Source organism: Iningainema tapete BLCC-T55 (genome assembly GCF_014698965.1).
GTDB classification, from domain to species: Bacteria; Cyanobacteriota; Cyanobacteriia; order Cyanobacteriales; family Nostocaceae; genus Iningainema; species Iningainema tapete.
Genome location: NZ_JACXAE010000034.1, coordinates 75,519 through 93,179, shown reverse-complemented (window position 1 = coordinate 93,179; position 17,661 = coordinate 75,519). Strand labels below are relative to the sequence as shown.

Here is a 17,661-nt window from a genome sequence, read left to right as displayed (position 1 = left end):
GTTAAGCCGCATTCATCACCCCAGTTTCTCAAAGAAACCGGGGTTCTTTGCGTCCAAATTTTCTTAACTTAACCGTATTGTTTTATATATAAATCATTACTAACAAAAAATAATAGTATTCATAAATATTCCTTATTCAAATCAAGCTAAATTTCATGATGATTTCATCGGCAAGCATCAAACTAATAAATATAGAGGTAATCACCTAATAACTAAAACGAGGAGAAATGGAATGAAAAAGTTTATGTACGCAGCTACATTATTTACCTTAGCTATTGTATCTTCAGTTCCTGCTGCTTTGGCAAAAAATCCAAATGACGCTAAAATTTCACATCTTGGAAACAGTGCAGCGATTCCTAACTATGCGGCTGCCCCAGCTGCGACTCATAAGTTTGATGTTCATACCCAAGGTAAAGCAATTTCAGAATTGATAATTGATTTGCCAGAGGATGCGAACATTAACCAAGGAATTGAAGTGAAAAATAAATTAGGTCAAAAAATTTCTGCAACTGTTTCTATTAATGGCAGAAAAGCCACGGTTGCTTTCTCAGAACCAGTAGCTCCTGGTACAACTATATCAATTCTAATGAAAGGAGTTAACACTCCAGGCTACGAACAAACTTGGCATTACCCAGTATCTGTCAAAAAGGTTGGTATGAACGGAGAGCTTCCACTTGGTTTAGCGCGGGTTCAGACTTACTATTAACAATACCTTCGCCAATTACAAAGGGTGGACATAGGGTTTCGCTGGGTGAATGCCACCCAAGCAGGTGATCTTAGTGAAAATCTGAGCCAGTAAAATTGGCTCAGGTTTTTTGGAAGGTATTTTATTCTGTAACAGAGTTTCTTGATTTCTCCGTGAATAAATTCGCTTGCTATTAACCAAAAGTCCTGTGTTAGTGGGAAGCTAGAATTCAGCGTTGGGGTTAATTATTTTCTTCTGACACCTGACTAAGTTCTTAAGGGCGCACCTCCACTGGTGTCCCTACTTTTACCTGCTTGTACAACAATCGGATATCGGGATTACGCATTCTTAAGCAACCGTGGGATATAGCAGTGCCTACCTGCCCATTAACCGGTGTGCCGTGAAAGCCAATTTGATTGCGTCCATCTGACCAAAAACCAACCCATCGGTCTCCTAAAGGACTATCAGGACCTGCTGGAAATACTTTGCCGGTTATTGGGTGACGCCAGACAGGATTGAGTTGCTTGTGCATTACCTGGAAAGAACCTGTGGGAGTTTCCCAACCCTTCTTACCTACACCAATTGGGTAGCTAGCTATGACCTGATCTAAGCTGTAAACATAGACGCGGTAATCGTTTAAATCAACGACTACTTGCGTCTCGTCCGCAGCAAGCCTATTAGATGATTTTTGTTGATCCCAACCCTGAAACAATAACGATTTTAGCGAGTTATTTACAGTTGAATTTTGTTTTTCACCCTGCACAAAGCTCGTTGGCTTTTCTGCTGCTAAAGCTCCCGTAGCTATAACATTTCCATCTGTCCCCGACCTACTATTAGGTGTCATAGAAGCAGTGATGCGCCAATGGACAGCAAGAGATAGAATTGCTGTACCAAAACAAAACAACATTATTGTACGCGCTAGAAATTCATTTCTTACCATCACCATTGTCTATTCTCTCCAGTATACCTAGCCGATACCCGATTGCATTCAGCAACACCTTCACCAAAAATGAAGAGGGCTTTTGTAGTAGAGTTGTTTACCAAAACGACAAGTCGAACCACCACAAAAGCCTATGTTTGAAATCCTAGCACTTTTATAATACCTGCAAACTGAGAATTGTCATTCTCAACGGTCTGCTTGGCTTCATGCAAGAAAGCCGCGCTGAAAAAGCCAAAGCAGCCCTCAAATGCCTGAGTTCTCCGAAAGTGCGAGTTATTCGCGACGTAGAATTTTTGAGGTGGAAGCATTGGAACTAATGCCTGGGGATGTTGTGTTTCTGGAAGTTGGAATGCAGATTGTTGTTTCTCAAGTATTTTTTTACTCGTTGAAACAAAACAAATAATATTTCATCCTAATTTCATTTCGACCTGTCAAGATAAGTAATAGCTCAGTAGACTCCTTGTAAACAGTTAGTGCGTATAACTCCTCTAACTAACTACACCCTACCTACCGCAAGTGGGTCTAATGAGTCTTTTATTCTATATTTACTGTCATTTGTCAAGTAGATCTTTATGGTTTTATGTAACCAAATCATAAATATTTTTATCATCTGTAAATTCCGTCTTGATTTCATCAGGCTCTGTCAATCTATTTTTTAGGGCAAAAAATTATGCTTCTTACACAAAACTCTCATGAACTTTTAACAACTGAATTTTGTATGCGCGTGCTGCTAGTGGAAGATGAACCAGATTTAGGTGCGGCAATTAAGCGATCGCTGAAACAACACAAGTATTTAGTCGATTGGGTGACTGATGGCACCGAGGCATGGTCGTATCTCGAAAATAACTGGACTCAATACACAGTAGCGATTTTTGACTGGATGCTACCTGGCTTTTCCGGCTTGGAATTGTGCCAACGACTACGTGCCAAGGGCAATTCTTTGCCTGTGTTGATGCTAACAGCTAGAGACAGGATGGAAGATAAAGTTGCGGGCTTGGATGCGGGTGCTGATGACTACCTAGTTAAACCCTTTGGAATGGCGGAATTACTAGCACGATTACGGGCATTACAACGGCGTTCTCCAAATTTTCAACCCCAACAACTCACTGTTGCTAATCTGACTCTCGATTATGCCAACAGTACAGTTGTGAGTCAAAATGCTGCGGGAGAAAAACAAGCTATTCCCCTGACAAATAAAGAATTCCAATTATTGGAATATTTTATGAAGCACCCTAACCAAATTGTCACTACCGAACAAATTCGCAATCAACTGTGGGAGGTGAGTGCAGAACCAGGTAGTAATGTTGTCGCAGCACAAATGCGTTTATTGCGACGTAAATTAACTAATAGTGGCTGCGTTAACCCAATTGAAACTTTACACGCCACGGGATATCGTTTTAATTTGCTGAATAATGAACCAGAATAAACTTTTTCGGCTCACTCGTATCCGTTTGGCGTTTTACTATGCCGTTGTGATGGGTTTGATTTTGTCCATAAGTGCTTTCGGCTTCTACCGAGCAGTTTTTCATTCCCATGTGGTAGCTTTAGACAATGAAATTGAGTCGGTTGCGGGAACGTTGCATGACACTATTGAACCAAAACTCCAGGAATCGGAAAAATTGGAACTGATTGTCAAAAGCTTGTTTCCAAATTTATCTTTGTGTGGAATTAGTGGAGCTAAATGTATCCAATACCCGCGTAATGCCAACCAACATTTTCTCGGTATTAATAGCCAAGGTAATTATTACATACGTTTTTTTAATTTATCTGGTCGCATGATTGCCACGGCAGGTAGTTATCCAGAAGGACTTTCCACAGCTTTTAGTAACCAAAAATGGCAATTTATTAAAGACGGCAAAGGTAGAGAATACCACCAAATTACTCTTACATTACATACCCCAAATGGGGATTGGGGTTATATTCAAGTAGGGCGAAGCTTGTTCGAGTTCAATCAATACTTGAACTCGGTTAAATTAGTTTTAGCTCTGGGATTGCCAGTGACAATGAGTATGGTTGCTGTTGCGAGTTGGTGGTTGGCTGGATTAGCCATGCAACCGATTTACCAATCCTATAGACAAATCCAACAGTTTACAGCGGATGCAGCACACGAGTTGCGGACACCTTTAACAGCGACAGGCGCGACAGTGGAATCAGCACTGTCGATGCCTCAACTGCATGAAGAAGAGACACGAGATATTTTACGAACTTTACACCGTCAGAATCAGCGACTCACGACTCTAGTTGTTGATTTATTGCTGTTAGCTCGCCTAGACCGACAACCGATGCCCGTGCGCGAACTTTGTTGCCTAAATGATATTATCAGCGATTTAGTAGAAGAATTTGCCGCGATGGCAAACGCCGCTGATGTAAAGCTGACATCCTCAATACAGGTGCATCAACCTCTGAATATTGTAGGCAATTCTGAGCAGCTTTATCGTCTGATTTCTAACTTAATTATCAATGCGATTCACTACACGCCAAAATTCGGAAAGGTGATGGTTGTCTTAGACCGCAGTGATCATCATGCTGTGATTCAGGTTCAAGATAGTGGCATTGGCATTCCACAGAAGGAGCTTGCGAGGATTTTTGATCGCTTCTACCGGGTGAATAGCGATCGCTCTCGTAGCAGTGGCGGTTCTGGATTAGGGTTGGCGATCGCTCAAGCAATTGTTCAGGCACATCATGGTAGCTTGAATGTGCAAAGTGAATTAGGAAAAGGTAGCACTTTTACCATTCAATTACCTCTTGATGTCACAAGGCTTGAAGGTGTTCGCTCTATCTACCCATTCAAAGGGCTGTTTCGCCTTTTACTGAAGTGAAATATGGGTTAAATGTTGGTAACGAGCGACATTATTATCCTTTAAAAGCGGTCATTTTTTCCTTTAAGTAACAACACAGTGGGATGTCCCTAAGCGGATCTTTTGTCTTTAAGAAATTTTTTTAACACAATCAGCCTTATCTTGCTGCTGTTTTTTCTTTCTCTAAAAGTCTTCCTATACTACGGGGGGAAATTTCTCGCACGATTCCCATATTGATTGCTGTGCGAGCTATTTCCTGTTTTTCTCCGCGTCTTGATTCTCCACCCCAACGCTCTCGCACTTTTTGTGCTAGCATTATGATTTCGTTTTCTTGGGTAGCGTCAGTAATCTTGTTTCTTCCACGTCCTGGCTTATCACTTAGTCCTTTTGTTAATATTTCCAGTTTCTCTTCTACCCCTTGTTGTTCAGCTAGTTTCAGTGATGGTGCAATTTCTTCTATCCAACGATTGCGCCATATTCCTACCTGACTACAACTTATATTCAAAATTTTGCTGATTTGTGTATTTCCATACCCTTGTCCCGCTGCCAATATTACGCTAGCTCGCTGGATGACTTTCTCATTGCTGCTTTTGCTTTCTATGATTTTTTCTAGTAGTTCTTTTTCTCTAGGCAAAAGATTAATGGTAAGCACTTTGCGACCAGCCATTTGTTCTTAATCTATAAATAAGGTTTATTTAACAGGGAACTTTTTCCGTTAATTTATTAATTTTTTATTTTTCGATTATTTTTGTCAAATTGTCCTAAACCTGATATACTGAGTTTCATATTACCATAAAAAGCTCAAAAACTCCTGTTCGAGCAGGAGTCTTTGAAAAATTTACCCGTTACAGCGGGATTTATCTAAGTGAATAAGCAAGCCAACCTCTTAGCTGTAGGCTGGACAGATGCTTTTGCATTTAAATCAACATCAACTTAAATCAATCATATCATGAACTTACCTGCTTGTGTACGCTCCCCCTTTAATGGATGTTTTTTACCCCCCGATTGGTACAAAGCAAATTGTTTAAATAGATTTAGCCTGATCGGTATTGATATATACGCATCTTTACAAAACTTTGTTAATTTTTGCAGTACTTATCTAACAGGCAGAGTTATTTTAAAAACTTAATACTTTCTTAAGACTTCGTAGCTCTTGGTTTGGCTTTAATTATTCAAATGCTTCTCATGGATGGGTTTGAGCATTTGAGAGATTAAGTCTTCGTTCAGCGCAAGAGTTATTTGTGTTCAAAACATTTCTTTGATTATGCCTGTGCAAAAATATGCTTTGTTTAGATAATCGGCAGATTTTACATCTCCCCCCAGGCGAGTTGGTTATTCACCATAAGCTAATAGAGATCTATGGTGAGAATGAAAATCGCCATAAATTAGAAGAAAGTATTAAGCGAGAGGGAATCATTACCCCTCTTGAGGTTTCGACACGCACCGGAGCAAACGTTGTACTTTCTGGTAAGTGTCGGTTGCAGATAGCCAGAAAGCTTGATTTGCCAAAAGTCCCAGTAATGATTGGCGACTATGCTGACTCTGAAGAAGAGATTGATATGTTGTTCGCGCTTAATCTTCACCGGGATGAAAAAACTTATTTCCAGAAGTTTGTTGAAGGTAAATATTTTGAGTCCATACTGCGTCCCCAAGCAAAAGCTCGTCAAATTGAAGGTGCAAGTTATGCTCGTCAAGCTCTGCTTTTGTCAAATTTGACAAAAGCAGAAGATGCAAGTAATTCTCAAGAATCAGAGCGGATAAATGTACGTGCTGTTGTTGCTGATAATTTGCAAATAAGTACAGGTAGTTATTCTAAAGGTAAAAAAGTTTTTGAGTTTATTTCTCAATTAGCATCAGAAGGCAAATTGCAAGCCGCTAATGCGTTGCAAAGGGAACTCAACCGTAGCATCGATGCAGCGTATAAGTTTATTTGCTACGAGCGTCGGGGTGAGGTGTTAGATGTAATTGAAAGTGGTGAGGTTTCGACGATTCGAGACGGGTTGGGTTTAGTCCGTCAAGGATTTCGCAATCCTTTTAGAGGGTTTGAAGTTGGGCAGGTTTACCAATTTAAAAAGGAACAGCGATCGGGTTTAGGAAGGTCTGGTCGAGTGATTAAAATTACTAACGAGTTTATTGAGTTTGGTTTTCGGAATTTTAAAAATAACTATTTGGAGACTATGAGTATTAGACCTCAGAACGTTGATGCCACATTACAGGAGGAACCTTCGATGCAAGAGAGAGAACGAATACTTCGGTTATTAGAAAAACTTGGGTCAATTTACCCCGTGCGAGTCTCGCTAACCCAAATGCTGAATTTTCCTCATTTGACGTTGGAAGAGGAGCGGTATCTGACACTTCTGGAAACTGGCAAGCTTGAAGAGATGATTGACCAACGCAAAATTGAATTTGGAATTCAAGCTAGAAATGAAAACACTGGGGATTTTCTTGCTGCATAAGATCATGACAAAATACATCCCCACCTCTCGTGATAATCCTTGTCCTGTTTGTGGCGATACTAGCAGGCGCTGCCGTCACTTAAGCGATAGTCCTGACACCGTGTTGTGCATGACCGCGACGGATGCATATTCAGCACCTCCTGGTTGGCAGTTTCTCAAACTTACCCGTGATGGTTTGTGGGGAATAGTACGGCGCGACTTAGGAGATATAGATGAAGCTTCGAGGCGCGAGTGGGCAGAACGTTGGCGGAGTATGCGTATTGAACGTCTGCAACAAGAAAAAGCTCACCATGCTGCCAGCCTTTCTGAAGGCGATCGCGATCTCCAAATTCGAGATATTCTTGTCCAACTACAGTTATGCTCTTCTCACCGAGAGGATTTGAAACGCCGAGGATTAAATGATGAGTTGATAGCCGCCGGTTTATTTAAATCAGTTGAGCAATGGCAAAAACTCGACCAAGAAGTTTCCTACCAATTGGCGGGTGTTGCACTTGGGGGGCGATCTCTAATTACTCCCCAGTCAGGATATCTATGCCCGGTGTGGAATCCTGAAGGACAAATTGTTGGTTGGCAGTTGCGAGTTGATAACGATTCACTTAAAGATGTTCCCAAGTACTTATGGGCGACTTCGCGCACACGTAAACGCCCTCAGGGTGCAACTGTTCACTTGAAGAACGGCGAATTGCCCCTTACGTTTTGTACTCCTGCTAACGATGTACATCCCCTAGCTCAATATATCGGACTTGCCGAGGGTATTCTTAAGCCTTGGATTATCGCCCAATTGCGAAACCAAATCACTATTGGTGCGGCAGGTGGTAACTTTGCGGGTAGTCCTGAAACTCTTAATTCGTATCTTACTGCTGCAAAGGAGAGGTTGGGTGGTACTCAAGATGTGGTTTTATGGGCAGATGCGGGTGCGATCGCCAATAAAAATGTCATGCGTCAGTACCGCCGTACTTATGAGTTAGTTACCCGGTGGGGTTACACTTTACAAGTTGCCTGGTACGGACAGCTTGATAAATCTTGTGCTGACCCCGATGAGTATACTGGTGAGTACGAGTTGCTCACTTGGGCGCAGTTTGAAAGTTTATCGCGCAATCCCCTTCGTCTTTGGGATGATCTTCGTCATCAGTTAAATAAAATTAAGCGTCTGTTGCGTCCAGGGCGCGGGTTTGCGCGACGGGTGAGACGAAGAGTCCAAGGTTCTGCTCCACAGGCGATATTGGTATATACCCCAACAGATTTACCTACCCCCGAACAGTATAAAAAATTGGGCTGTCCTAAGATTATTTATTTGGGTGACGAAAGAGTAAGTATTTGGAAAGAAGCTGTCGAATTGGGCTGGCAGCATATCTTGGATAAATCAGCACCGGGGTTAGGGAAATCTCACACCGCCGGGAGCATGACGCCAGAAGAATTTGGGAGTCGCCAGTTGTGGTATCTTGCCTGCGATCATCGCAATCCGACTACTTTAACAGTTGAAACTAACTTTGTTGATTTACACCCTCGGCATAGTGGGTTTGCTCGTGATACTACTCGACTGACACCCCTTGGACAACCTTTTTTGGTTCATCCAAATAGCAAAGAAGATTTTGCTACCACTCCTGGTAACTGTCACCGTGCGGGTACGTTCCGTGCGCTCGCCGCGAAAAATATTAACCACATTGAAGAATCATCCAACCCGATTTGTCTTAGCTGCCATCTTCATAATGCCTGTTGTCACAGTACTGGATCTGGATTTGGTTATCGCTTTCAACGACATTCTGTCCTTCAATACCCCCAAGTTAGGGCCCATCCAGATAGCCTTCCCGATCCAGTTGATTATCAATTTTCTGATTGTGGAATTTTTTGGGATGAGGCTTCACAGATAATGCGATGCAAAGACAAAATCGAAGTTACCATAAGCGATTTTAATCAAACGGTGGGGGAATTATCCCTAGTAGCGCCATCCTTGTATGAGAAATTGAAAACAATTTTTGAGCTGTTGCGCTTTTTGTTGTGGGGTGATACTTACGGTCAAGGTTCTGTATCTAAGAGTGATACTCCCCTACCAGAGCCTACTCGTTATGGCTATAACGATACTACTATTCGCCAACTACTGGGTAAGCCACCAGATAATTTAACTGATATTATCAATCAATTGGTAGTCAAACTTTCCCCCAACTTGGAGTTTTTAGCCCAAGGTGCGGATAGTGTAGATGCGAGTGTTGGTACCAAAGCAGAACGTGCTACGAGTAGGCGAATAAATAAACTATTGCGCTCTACTGCGAATCTTGAGATTAAACAAGCTCTTGAGGTAGTACCTCTTAATTGGTTAGTCCCACTGTTAGAAGTTTGGGGAAGGTATTTTCGTGGGACAATGCATTTTGATAAAGGTGTACTGGTAATTCACCAGGAGGATACACGTCATCGGGATGTGGCGAAAGCCGCACGGTACAATATTTATTTAGACGGTACCTTAGATGTGCGGTATCTTGCTCTCAAGTTGGGTGTGGAAGTTGAGGATGTTCTTGTAATTGAGCAGGTTACTCCTCAATATGAAAATTTAACGGTGGTGCAAATCACCGACATGGGTGTTTTGGGACGCGATCGCCGCGAGTCGATGCACCAACGTTTGGCTGCACTGCGATCCCAAATCGAAAAGTTATCACCGTCCGTAGCATTTATCGAACGCAAGAGCTACGCTCAACCGGGTGATGGATATCACTTTCGGGATGGTAGGGGAGTTAACCGTTTTGCGGGTGCGACTGCTGTTGCTTCGTTTGGCATACCATACCCAAATATTGGTTCGTTGGCAGCCGAGTACCAAGTATTGACTGGTGTCGTGCCGGATATATCAGTTGAGGAATCCCCCTTAAGAGAAGAAAACCTGGCGGCGGCAAAGTTCCCTGACATCGACTTCCAAGAATTTGTTGATGGTTTAGTTAGTGCTGAAATTCTCCAAGAAGTCGGTCGTTTACGATCGCACCTACGTCCCAAAGAGAAATTAATATATTACTTTGTTGGGGATTTTGATGTGGGGTTCCTGCAAGAGGAATTACCAGGGTGCAAGTTTCAAAGGGTGCGGGCAATTGATATAGATTGGCGGGCTGCCCCCTGTTGTGAACAAACCAAATTTGCTTTAATCAAGGCGATTGGCAAACATATATTATCGGGGAATGAAAAACCGACGCAGCAGGATGTCGTTGATGAAATTGCGGCGGTGTTACCGAAAGAGAAGGTAATCAAACAGCCTCGGGTAAGCCAGATTGCTGCTGGGATAATTATCGGAGGATGGGCTAAACTGCTTGGAGCGGTAGCATCCATACTCGCTTCATTGCTGGAGTCAAATTCTATTCCAGACGTTGATGACGATCAAGCTTGGGTTGCCCTAGTGTACTTACCCTTGGTAGCTCAAGGAACACCGCTTTTACCTGTTGTTAACTTAGTCCAGACAGCCTCTACCGTTAGTAATTGCTTCTTTGTGATACTCCAGCACGTTGCATTTAATGTGCGATCGGCTCTGCTGCTGCCCCAGAGGCAATCGCAATTGTTACAACACGCCTTTAGTATCATCGCGCATATTATTACGGGTATGGCGTGGATAATTGAGCAGTTTACTTCTTTATTAGATAGTTCTTAAATCAATCGCTAATCGTACTCAGTCTGAGCTTATTTTTTCAGATGCAACCTATTGGTAGAATCTGGCAATACGGATTGCATATTAACTCAAAATTTAGCTATAGTACGGTATTTTTAACCCAGCAGTTAGGATGAGAACTGAAAATTTCCTACCAAACTTTATAAAGTTAAATTCTCTGTTTCTGCCTCCCTTATGAGAGATAAGGGAGTAATGGGAGATGAGGGAGTAATGGGAGATGAGGGAGATGTCGGAGTTGCATAAAATAACTTCCCCATCCTCCCCACCTTCCTCATCTTCCCCATCATCCTCATCTTCCTAAAGCGTTCCGAACTGTATTGGGGGAAGACGTTGCTCTGGGCAGTTTTCCCTAGCCACTTCCCACAAATTGTTGGGAACTTCCGCACGAATTGTGGCTCAATTTGTAGATGCACTTGTAGGGCGGCGCACCTGTTAAGTGGAACCACTGCGTTGCGGAGTGCTAACCATGTGGGAGAGTTAGCTCGCTCTCACGTTGACTGGTTTTAGGCAATGCCCTCAACTCTTGCAACTGGTGTGCAACTGTCTGTTGAGATGAACTTGTCGAGTTCCCTTTAGGAAGGCTTCTGCCATACAACTGACAGTTGGGAAAAGCGGAGATGGGGGAAGACTAATTTTTATACTAGTTGACAAGATGTAGCGTTATTAAATGTGTGACAGCCAACTAAGAACTTCATCCTTTTTCACTTAATATCTCATTATCTAAAATTTACAAGCTCTGTACAAATTGACATTTTAAAACACAACCATTTATGGCTTAAAATTATTAGTTTTGTATTTATATATTTTTTAACTAAATTAATACATAAAGCGTTTACAGCAAAAAAAACAAGAGATTATAAACTTATTTGTTATTTGTGAAATGGCAACACGAAATAGCAACTGGCATACGTGTATTTTTTCTAGATGGCTGTCATTTTCTTTGGGGCAATATTTGTAGTTATGTCTTTTGTTGTTGATTACTTAAAATAAAAGCCAGTGCGCGAACACTGGCGTACACCAATTTCTATTTATGAATGTTCGCATGATTTTGAAATGTCAAGCTCCCGTATACTTTGTTAATGCTCCGATCCTTTTAGTCTCAACTTCAGATAGTTTTCAAGAGGTGGTAAATAACTTGAAGAACTATCTTGCTTTAGAAATATAACTTGAGTTATTAATTTAATCAGAATTTTGTTAGTTTTCATATCTTGTCTAGTTGTGCATACTGGAGATTGATTCTAATAAAACCAAATGCACTAATGATTAAAAGATGGATAATTTATGGTCGTTGCAGGTAGTTAAATTTGAGCAAAACTCAATTAGGCTGCTGAACATTGATACTGGAGTTGAGTTTTTTGCAGAAGACATATTCGTGCTTGTTTGTCCTGTGGCAAGTGTTTCAGATATAGCTACCTATATTGCAGAGTTGCCCCCAAAACTTCAGCGAAGGCGATATGTACAATCTGAAAATAATGAAATACGGGAAGTTGATACTTTATGCTGGTTGGCTCTTAAGTATGTTTTTAATATATTTGCTTATCAGCGTCAACGTGAATTTGTTCGCTGGTTGCGTAAGGATATTGCTAAGAAGTTTGGTGATAGACAAAAGTGTAATATAGTTAAATCAAAGTCTGCTACACATTCATCGGGCTTAGAATTAGTAGTAACTAAGCTTAATTCTTTACACTGGTTTAATTCAGTTAATAATACTCAGCTTGATGCGCTTTCTACAATGTATTTGCAGTCTGAGTTTTCATTTTTTAGCGCACCGCCTATGTTATTACCAGCTATTAAGATGTATTCTGATAATACAAATTTAAGCAGTAACTCTGATAAGTCGATTACACAAACTACTTATTTGAATTTTTTGTATAAAAAAGTTGACATACCGCAATTGACGGCAACTGTTGAAGTTAATTTGCTCAATCAATTATCGCGTAAATGTTATTTAAGCTGTTGTCAACTAATTATGGAAAATGAAAATATCTCATATTACGATTTGTATCAATCCTTCGTAAGTAATGCTAATGATTTGCTTTTAGCTCAGGAACTCGATGTAACGATAGTTTTTCATTATTCAGCCAAAGCTTTACCATTTTCTATTTGTAATGTCCTAAAAGGAGGGATTTTTTTACAAGCTTTAGAGTTGTGTGGTGTACATCAAATTTTTGATCTTCAAGCAGTTCTTAATTTGAAATTAGCTTATCTTACTTGGTTAATGAAATTGGCAAATAAAATACTTGTGTTAGTTTAACTTATAAACAACTAACATAAAACCAAAGTTCTTATCTGGCTTTTTTGAGGATAGTTATGTCTGTTAGTAGAAACAAAACTGATAAAAGGAATAAAAAAATGTCTGAGGCAAATAATACAAATAATAATCCAGACAATCAAAATAATCATGATAGCACTTTTCAGAATCGATTGGTAATTATTACTGGTGATAAGGGTGGGGTAGGTAAAAGTACATTTTCTAGGGGATTGTTACAGCTATACCTTAATAAAAATCTTCCCTGCATTGCTTATGATGCCGATAAGAGGAATCCTCAATTAAATCGTTACTTTAAGACCTCATATGAGGGTAGAGTTCGGTTTTTAGATATTTTTACACGCGGCGGAACCGATCTACTCTTAACTGATTTAGAGTCTAATCCTTTTCCAATTGTCCTTTTAGACTTGCCAGCTCAATCAGGTGAGTTCATGGAGAATTTTTTCAAAGAAATAGCATTTTTTGAAGTGCTGGCTGATTTGAATTATCGGGCGACAATGGTATCTGTCATTAGTCGTGTACTTGACTCTGTTAATGTTTTAGAAAAACTGTACAAATTGTGTAAAAAGCAAGTTGATTATGTGGTAGTCAAAAATCTATTTCATGGCGATGAAAAAAGCTTTGAACGTTATGATGATTGGTCTTTACGTAAAAAAATGCTTTCTGAAGGATTGGTTGAAATTACTATGCCCGATCTATTTTACAAGCCATATGATTTTATGGATCGCTATAGTTTGGCTTTTAGTGATGTGTATACCCATCCTAAAACAAATATTGTTTTTAGGGGAAGAGTTAAATCTTGGAGCGAAGATTTTGAAAAACGTATAAAACCAGCAGCTAACCTTTTAGCCCTTGATAAACCACCACTAGATGCAAATGAAGTACAAGAAGTACAAGAACTAGAAAAATCTACTATAGAGATTCTAAATAATTCGTAAACATAACTGTTTTGACCGCTGACTGCTGAACGCCCTTCTCAAGCGCGGAACTCCGCGTTCGCCTTGGTGCAGTCGCAAAGCGAGCCACCTGGAGTATCCCCCCGGCAGACTTTGCTCAAGAGCGCGGGTTTCCCACCTGCAACGCTGCTCCATACACCGTGAGAGTGGGAACACCCTCATTCGCGCTGGCTCTTGTTGACTGTTAACTATTAACTGTTAACGGAACAAACGATATGTTCTCAGCTAAATAGGACTGCTGTAATTAAATAAATTATGCTTAGAAAGCGAGTTGTAATTACAATTGGTGATGCTCGTGTTGGTAAATCTACAACTTCTAGATTATTGGTTGAATTGTATCTCAAGTACAATTTAAATATGCGAGTTTATTATCATGGTCATCGTAACAAATTGGATATTTATGCACAAAAAAACTTGAAGATTTGTTATTTAGGTTTTTCCCAAGGAGATTCAGATCAATTGTTGGTAGACTTGGAAATATTCTGTAACACAACAGATGTTCTTTTAACTGATATGCCTGGGCAAAATTTTCCCGAATTCAAGGTCTTTGAAAAAAGTGTGTTTTTCTTAGAAAATTTAAATACTTTGGGGTATCGTGTTACTTTTTTACATCCCTTGTCAAATCGAAAGGATTGTGTTGAATATTTACGAGATTTGTATCAGTATTTTGGCAATCAAGCGGATTACGTTGTTTTAAAAAATTACTATTTCGGTAAAAATTTTAAGTATTATGACGGCTGGGAAGTACAGAAGGAAATTAATGCTCTTAAGGGAATAGAGTTAGTTTTAGGTAAACTAAGCGATAATATTTATCAAGCATTAGAAGATAGTAAATTACCTTATAGTGAAGCTATTAAACCAATTTCTTATATTAATGTTATTTACCGTTCAATTATATTTAACTGGATGAATAATTTTCACTCCCTTGTTTCTACTAATGAAACGGCTGCTAGTTATTTAGGGTTGACTATGAGTCGCGTGGAGCTATCACCCGAACAAAAAGTTTTTTAAACTACTAAAGTATAGGTATTAAATTATGGTAGATGTACGAGCGGCACTCCAACAGCGTACTGAAGAAGAAAGAAAACAAATTGCTGACTGGATAACTCAATCGGGTATAAACCAAGAAGATCCTTTATTTAACTTGTACGCAGAAATAGGGCAAACACAAGCTCTTCTACAGGCTTTGCCTGACAAGCTAAAGTCGGTAGTAGTAGGCTGGACTAACATGATAGATAATAAGTTGGATAATGCTGCTGATGTGGCGTTGCAGCAACAAAAGACTGCGATCGCTAAAGCTGCTCAAGAGTTGATTAGCAAGCGTTCTGCCACGGTTAGTTCTTCTCCCATTGGTAATTGGAAGCTAGCGCAATTAGGTGCACTACTAGGGGGTGTGTTAGCATTAGGAACTTTTTTAGGTGTGTTTACTTATATAACAGTTGCCAGGACCTATGTTACTAGTAATGCTAATAAGGTTCCCCCTATACCCCCGATAACTGAGCAGGATAGGAAGCTGCTTCAATGGTTAAAATCTCCTGAGGGCAAATCAGCGCGGGATATATATATTAAGAATGCGGCAATTATCAAAACTTGTCGTTCTTCCAAAAAATATACTGGTGCTTGTATAATTGATGTTCAGTAAATGTGCTGTTAGTAAAGCGATCGCCAGTACATTCCGGTATTTTTGCTACGGCAAGTGATGTGTCACCTGCCGTTTTTACTTGTCTAGTGTTGATTTTGAGGAGGCGATCGCATCACTACTGTGACCCTTAACGAATGCCTTTTTCTTAAAACTAGTTTCATGCAGCAACAACGTTAATCTGGTTATTTAACACATTTTCTGTTGTGCGATCGGCTTTCAGGTCTTCGTAGCTGATAACCTTGTGCCTTATGGCTTCGCGGACGGCATTGAGCCTGTCGTTTACCCCTAGCTTGGTAAATACGTTGTGCATATGAGAGCGTATTGTGCCTTCTGATAAACAAAGCTTGTTGGCAATTTGCTCGTTTTTCATGCCTGCGGCTACTAGCTTAAGGACGCTAATTTCCCGGACGCTGAATTCGCACTGGTTTTTTTCTGTCAAAATTTCCTTACTTGTGGCTTTATCTATTAGCATCCTGGTTATCACTGGATCTATCCAAGACTCGCCGTTATATGCAGTAAATACTGCTTCTATTAGTTTGTCTTTTTTGCTAGTTTTGCAGTAGTAGCAGTCTGCGCCATTATTGAGAGCAGCGCTTACGGTTTCTTTGTTGCTATTTCTTGTTACTACAACGACTTTAATGCGGTTTTCGTACCTGCGTTTGATACTACCGATTACTTCTATACCGCTAATGTCGGGTAAGTTGATATCAACAATTACTATGTCTGACTGCTCGTCATTGATAAGGCTTAATCCTTCTTTTCCGTATTTTGCTTCACCACATATCTGAATTTTATGGGTTTCGGATAGTACTCTTGCTGTACCAATTCTAAATATATCTTCACTATCGATAATAGCTACTCTTATCATACTCATTTGCTCTGATCCTTTCTATTTTATGTAAGATCCCTTATATCATTGCTTTTTGCTGAATAGGTTTGATTTGCATAAGGGAGCATTTTCGCTTTGCGCTCTTGATATCAAATAGTGAGCAGTCCATTAAGATAAGCACAACTTCGGAGCAAGTACTTGAGGAACATTTTCTTGATTCGGTGCCACGCACCAGAAATTTGTAGTCGGCGGTCTATTTGCAAAGGCAGACTCGACAGCACCGGAACCAATGGCACAAATATCCTCAGCTTGAAAATACTCATAGTTAACAATTCGATGGCGATGCTTGCGATTGTATTGGCAGAAATTATGCACCTTTATTACGGGGGGAATCACGGAACATCTCTAAAACAGGATCAACTTGTCCGCGTCACAATAAAGTTTCAGCCTGCTGTAGGAGTTTGAGCGAACTACCGACTTTGTGTCATGTTTTCCGCATTGATGATAGCCAACCCTTGAATTTCCCATCGCTGCTGTAGAGGTGCTAGTTCTTTGATGATATTCCAAATTTCATCATGACCATCACCAATACAGCGATCGCGGTGATGCCTAACGGTTGAGCTACTACCCATTCAATCAAAGCAGTATTGTCTTGAAACCAAGCCTATGTCGCAATGTTGTGCAATTGCACTGCTTTATAATCTCGCCAAATACTGGGTTCTCATCAGGGTGTTCGTAAACGTACTTGGACGCCATCTACACTTAACTCTTCTACAGGTGTCTTTTGCTCAGGTGCGCCAAGTCTTGCCGATGAACCAATCGTTGTTGTGTTTTACTTGGCACTCTGATTCCCGTGAAAAACTCCACATATAAAGCCGCATTTTCATAGGATACATTGGCACTGCAGCGGATACAGCACATCTCTAGATAAGGACTTAACTGTGTATAGGGTTTGACTTCTAGTTTCTGCGCTTGTTGACTACTTACTGGCAGTTCTCCCAAGATACTTTTGATGTGTCTGGTTCTTCCTGACTCCGTTCCTGTTGCCATGCGGATAAAAAAATTCCAATTTCTGGTGAGACGTGTTGTAGTATTTGGTCACGTACTGTCTTTTCTATTCCTGCCAAGGTGCTTAACTGTTCTGGTTCTGTTTGTGAGTACAGTATTGCCGCTATGGCTTCGGCATGGGCTTTGATGGCTGATGCTTGTTCTGGTGTCATCACAGTTTTGATTCTATTGATCTCTGTCTTTTTCCATTATTACCCTTTGTGCAAAGGTGACATGCTCTCTTTGCATAATTTATACATAAGCTTTGCACTTTTTATACCAATTCTTTATGAAGCGCAGTAAATAAAGCTTCAAGAATAAAGTCGTAAGAGGTGAGAGAAATAATTACCTCTGCTGTAAGGCTAATTTATGACGCAGTTGGGTAAGAGTTTTGCAATT

12 protein-coding genes and 2 pseudogenes are annotated in these 17,661 nt (G+C 40.4%); 10 read left to right on the top strand and 4 right to left on the bottom strand.

Features of this window, described 5'->3' with window-relative positions; translation table 11 throughout:
* The first annotated feature begins 232 nt into the window (after nt 1–232).
* Nucleotides 233–706: a DUF2808 domain-containing protein gene (locus ICL16_RS08245; protein WP_190826361.1), complete on the top strand. Its 474-nt coding sequence runs from the start codon at nt 233–235 to the stop codon at nt 704–706.
* 253 nt (nt 707–959) lie between these two features.
* Here ICL16_RS08245 and ICL16_RS08240 read toward each other — a convergent pair whose 3' ends face one another.
* The gene (locus ICL16_RS08240) at nt 960–1,631 is read right to left on the bottom strand and encodes a L,D-transpeptidase (RefSeq protein WP_190826360.1); all 672 of its coding nucleotides are present in this window, start codon (nt 1,629–1,631) and stop codon (nt 960–962) included.
* A 164-nt stretch (nt 1,632–1,795) separates the two neighbouring features.
* Between ICL16_RS08240 and ICL16_RS08235 the strand changes: the two are divergent.
* The 3 genes and pseudogenes from ICL16_RS08235 to rppB all read left to right on the top strand — a co-directional run.
* Nucleotides 1,796–1,983: pseudogene (locus ICL16_RS08235) on the top strand (hypothetical protein); the annotation flags it as partial.
* Between the two features lie 360 nt (nt 1,984–2,343).
* Nucleotides 2,344–3,051, top strand: coding sequence for a two-component system response regulator RppA (gene rppA / locus ICL16_RS08230; RefSeq protein ID WP_190826443.1), 708 nt, complete (start codon nt 2,344–2,346; stop codon nt 3,049–3,051).
* Nucleotides 3,038–4,444, top strand: a complete 1,407-nt coding sequence (gene rppB / locus ICL16_RS08225; RefSeq protein ID WP_190826359.1) for a two-component system sensor histidine kinase RppB — start codon at nt 3,038–3,040, stop codon at nt 4,442–4,444. Before rppA ends, rppB begins: the two co-directional genes overlap by 14 nt.
* A gap of 136 nt (nt 4,445–4,580) precedes the next feature.
* On the opposite strand, the gene ICL16_RS08220 is transcribed toward rppB, so the two are convergent.
* Complete coding sequence (locus ICL16_RS08220) at nt 4,581–5,090, bottom strand: helix-turn-helix domain-containing protein (protein ID WP_190826358.1); 510 nt, start codon at nt 5,088–5,090, stop codon at nt 4,581–4,583.
* Nucleotides 5,091–5,703: 613 nt separating this feature from the next.
* Here ICL16_RS08220 and ICL16_RS08215 point away from each other — a divergent pair.
* From ICL16_RS08215 to ICL16_RS08190, 6 genes are all read left to right on the top strand, one after another.
* Nucleotides 5,704–6,879, top strand: coding sequence for a ParB N-terminal domain-containing protein (locus ICL16_RS08215; RefSeq protein WP_190826357.1), 1,176 nt, complete (start codon nt 5,704–5,706; stop codon nt 6,877–6,879).
* A 4-nt stretch (nt 6,880–6,883) separates the two neighbouring features.
* Complete coding sequence (locus tag ICL16_RS08210) at nt 6,884–10,501, top strand: hypothetical protein (protein ID WP_238360666.1); 3,618 nt, start codon at nt 6,884–6,886, stop codon at nt 10,499–10,501.
* 1,288 nt (nt 10,502–11,789) lie between these two features.
* Nucleotides 11,790–12,773, top strand: a complete 984-nt coding sequence (locus ICL16_RS08205) for a hypothetical protein (RefSeq protein ID WP_190826356.1) — start codon at nt 11,790–11,792, stop codon at nt 12,771–12,773.
* Nucleotides 12,774–12,871: 98 nt separating this feature from the next.
* Nucleotides 12,872–13,726, top strand: coding sequence for a nucleotide-binding protein (locus ICL16_RS08200; protein WP_190826355.1), 855 nt, complete (start codon nt 12,872–12,874; stop codon nt 13,724–13,726).
* Between the two features lie 273 nt (nt 13,727–13,999).
* Nucleotides 14,000–14,755, top strand: a complete 756-nt coding sequence (locus ICL16_RS08195; RefSeq protein WP_202895456.1) for a hypothetical protein — start codon at nt 14,000–14,002, stop codon at nt 14,753–14,755.
* 25 nt (nt 14,756–14,780) lie between these two features.
* Nucleotides 14,781–15,386 carry a DUF6753 family protein gene (locus ICL16_RS08190; protein WP_190826354.1) on the top strand — a complete coding sequence of 202 codons (606 nt, stop codon included), beginning with the start codon at nt 14,781–14,783 and terminating at the stop codon, nt 15,384–15,386.
* Nucleotides 15,387–15,543: 157 nt separating this feature from the next.
* On the opposite strand, the gene ICL16_RS08185 is transcribed toward ICL16_RS08190, so the two are convergent.
* Entirely contained in the window at nt 15,544–16,260 is a 717-nt protein-coding gene (locus ICL16_RS08185) for a response regulator transcription factor (protein ID WP_190826353.1), read from the bottom strand.
* A gap of 104 nt (nt 16,261–16,364) precedes the next feature.
* Nucleotides 16,365–17,435, bottom strand: a pseudogene (locus ICL16_RS08180) (ISKra4 family transposase).
* Between the last annotated feature and the right edge of the window lie 226 nt (nt 17,436–17,661).

Coding starts and splice junctions, on each gene's coding strand:
- ICL16_RS08245 (WP_190826361.1), top strand. CDS start 233: ATGAAAAAGTTTATGTACGCAGCTACATTATTTACCTTAGCTATTGTA.
- ICL16_RS08240 (WP_190826360.1), bottom strand. CDS start 1,631: ATGGTGATGGTAAGAAATGAATTTCTAGCGCGTACAATAATGTTGTTT.
- rppA (WP_190826443.1), top strand. CDS start 2,344: ATGCGCGTGCTGCTAGTGGAAGATGAACCAGATTTAGGTGCGGCAATT.
- rppB (WP_190826359.1), top strand. CDS start 3,038: ATGAACCAGAATAAACTTTTTCGGCTCACTCGTATCCGTTTGGCGTTT.
- ICL16_RS08220 (WP_190826358.1), bottom strand. CDS start 5,090: ATGGCTGGTCGCAAAGTGCTTACCATTAATCTTTTGCCTAGAGAAAAA.
- ICL16_RS08215 (WP_190826357.1), top strand. CDS start 5,704: ATGCTTTGTTTAGATAATCGGCAGATTTTACATCTCCCCCCAGGCGAG.
- ICL16_RS08210 (WP_238360666.1), top strand. CDS start 6,884: ATGACAAAATACATCCCCACCTCTCGTGATAATCCTTGTCCTGTTTGT.
- ICL16_RS08205 (WP_190826356.1), top strand. CDS start 11,790: ATGGATAATTTATGGTCGTTGCAGGTAGTTAAATTTGAGCAAAACTCA.
- ICL16_RS08200 (WP_190826355.1), top strand. CDS start 12,872: ATGTCTGAGGCAAATAATACAAATAATAATCCAGACAATCAAAATAAT.
- ICL16_RS08195 (WP_202895456.1), top strand. CDS start 14,000: ATGCTTAGAAAGCGAGTTGTAATTACAATTGGTGATGCTCGTGTTGGT.
- ICL16_RS08190 (WP_190826354.1), top strand. CDS start 14,781: ATGGTAGATGTACGAGCGGCACTCCAACAGCGTACTGAAGAAGAAAGA.
- ICL16_RS08185 (WP_190826353.1), bottom strand. CDS start 16,260: ATGAGTATGATAAGAGTAGCTATTATCGATAGTGAAGATATATTTAGA.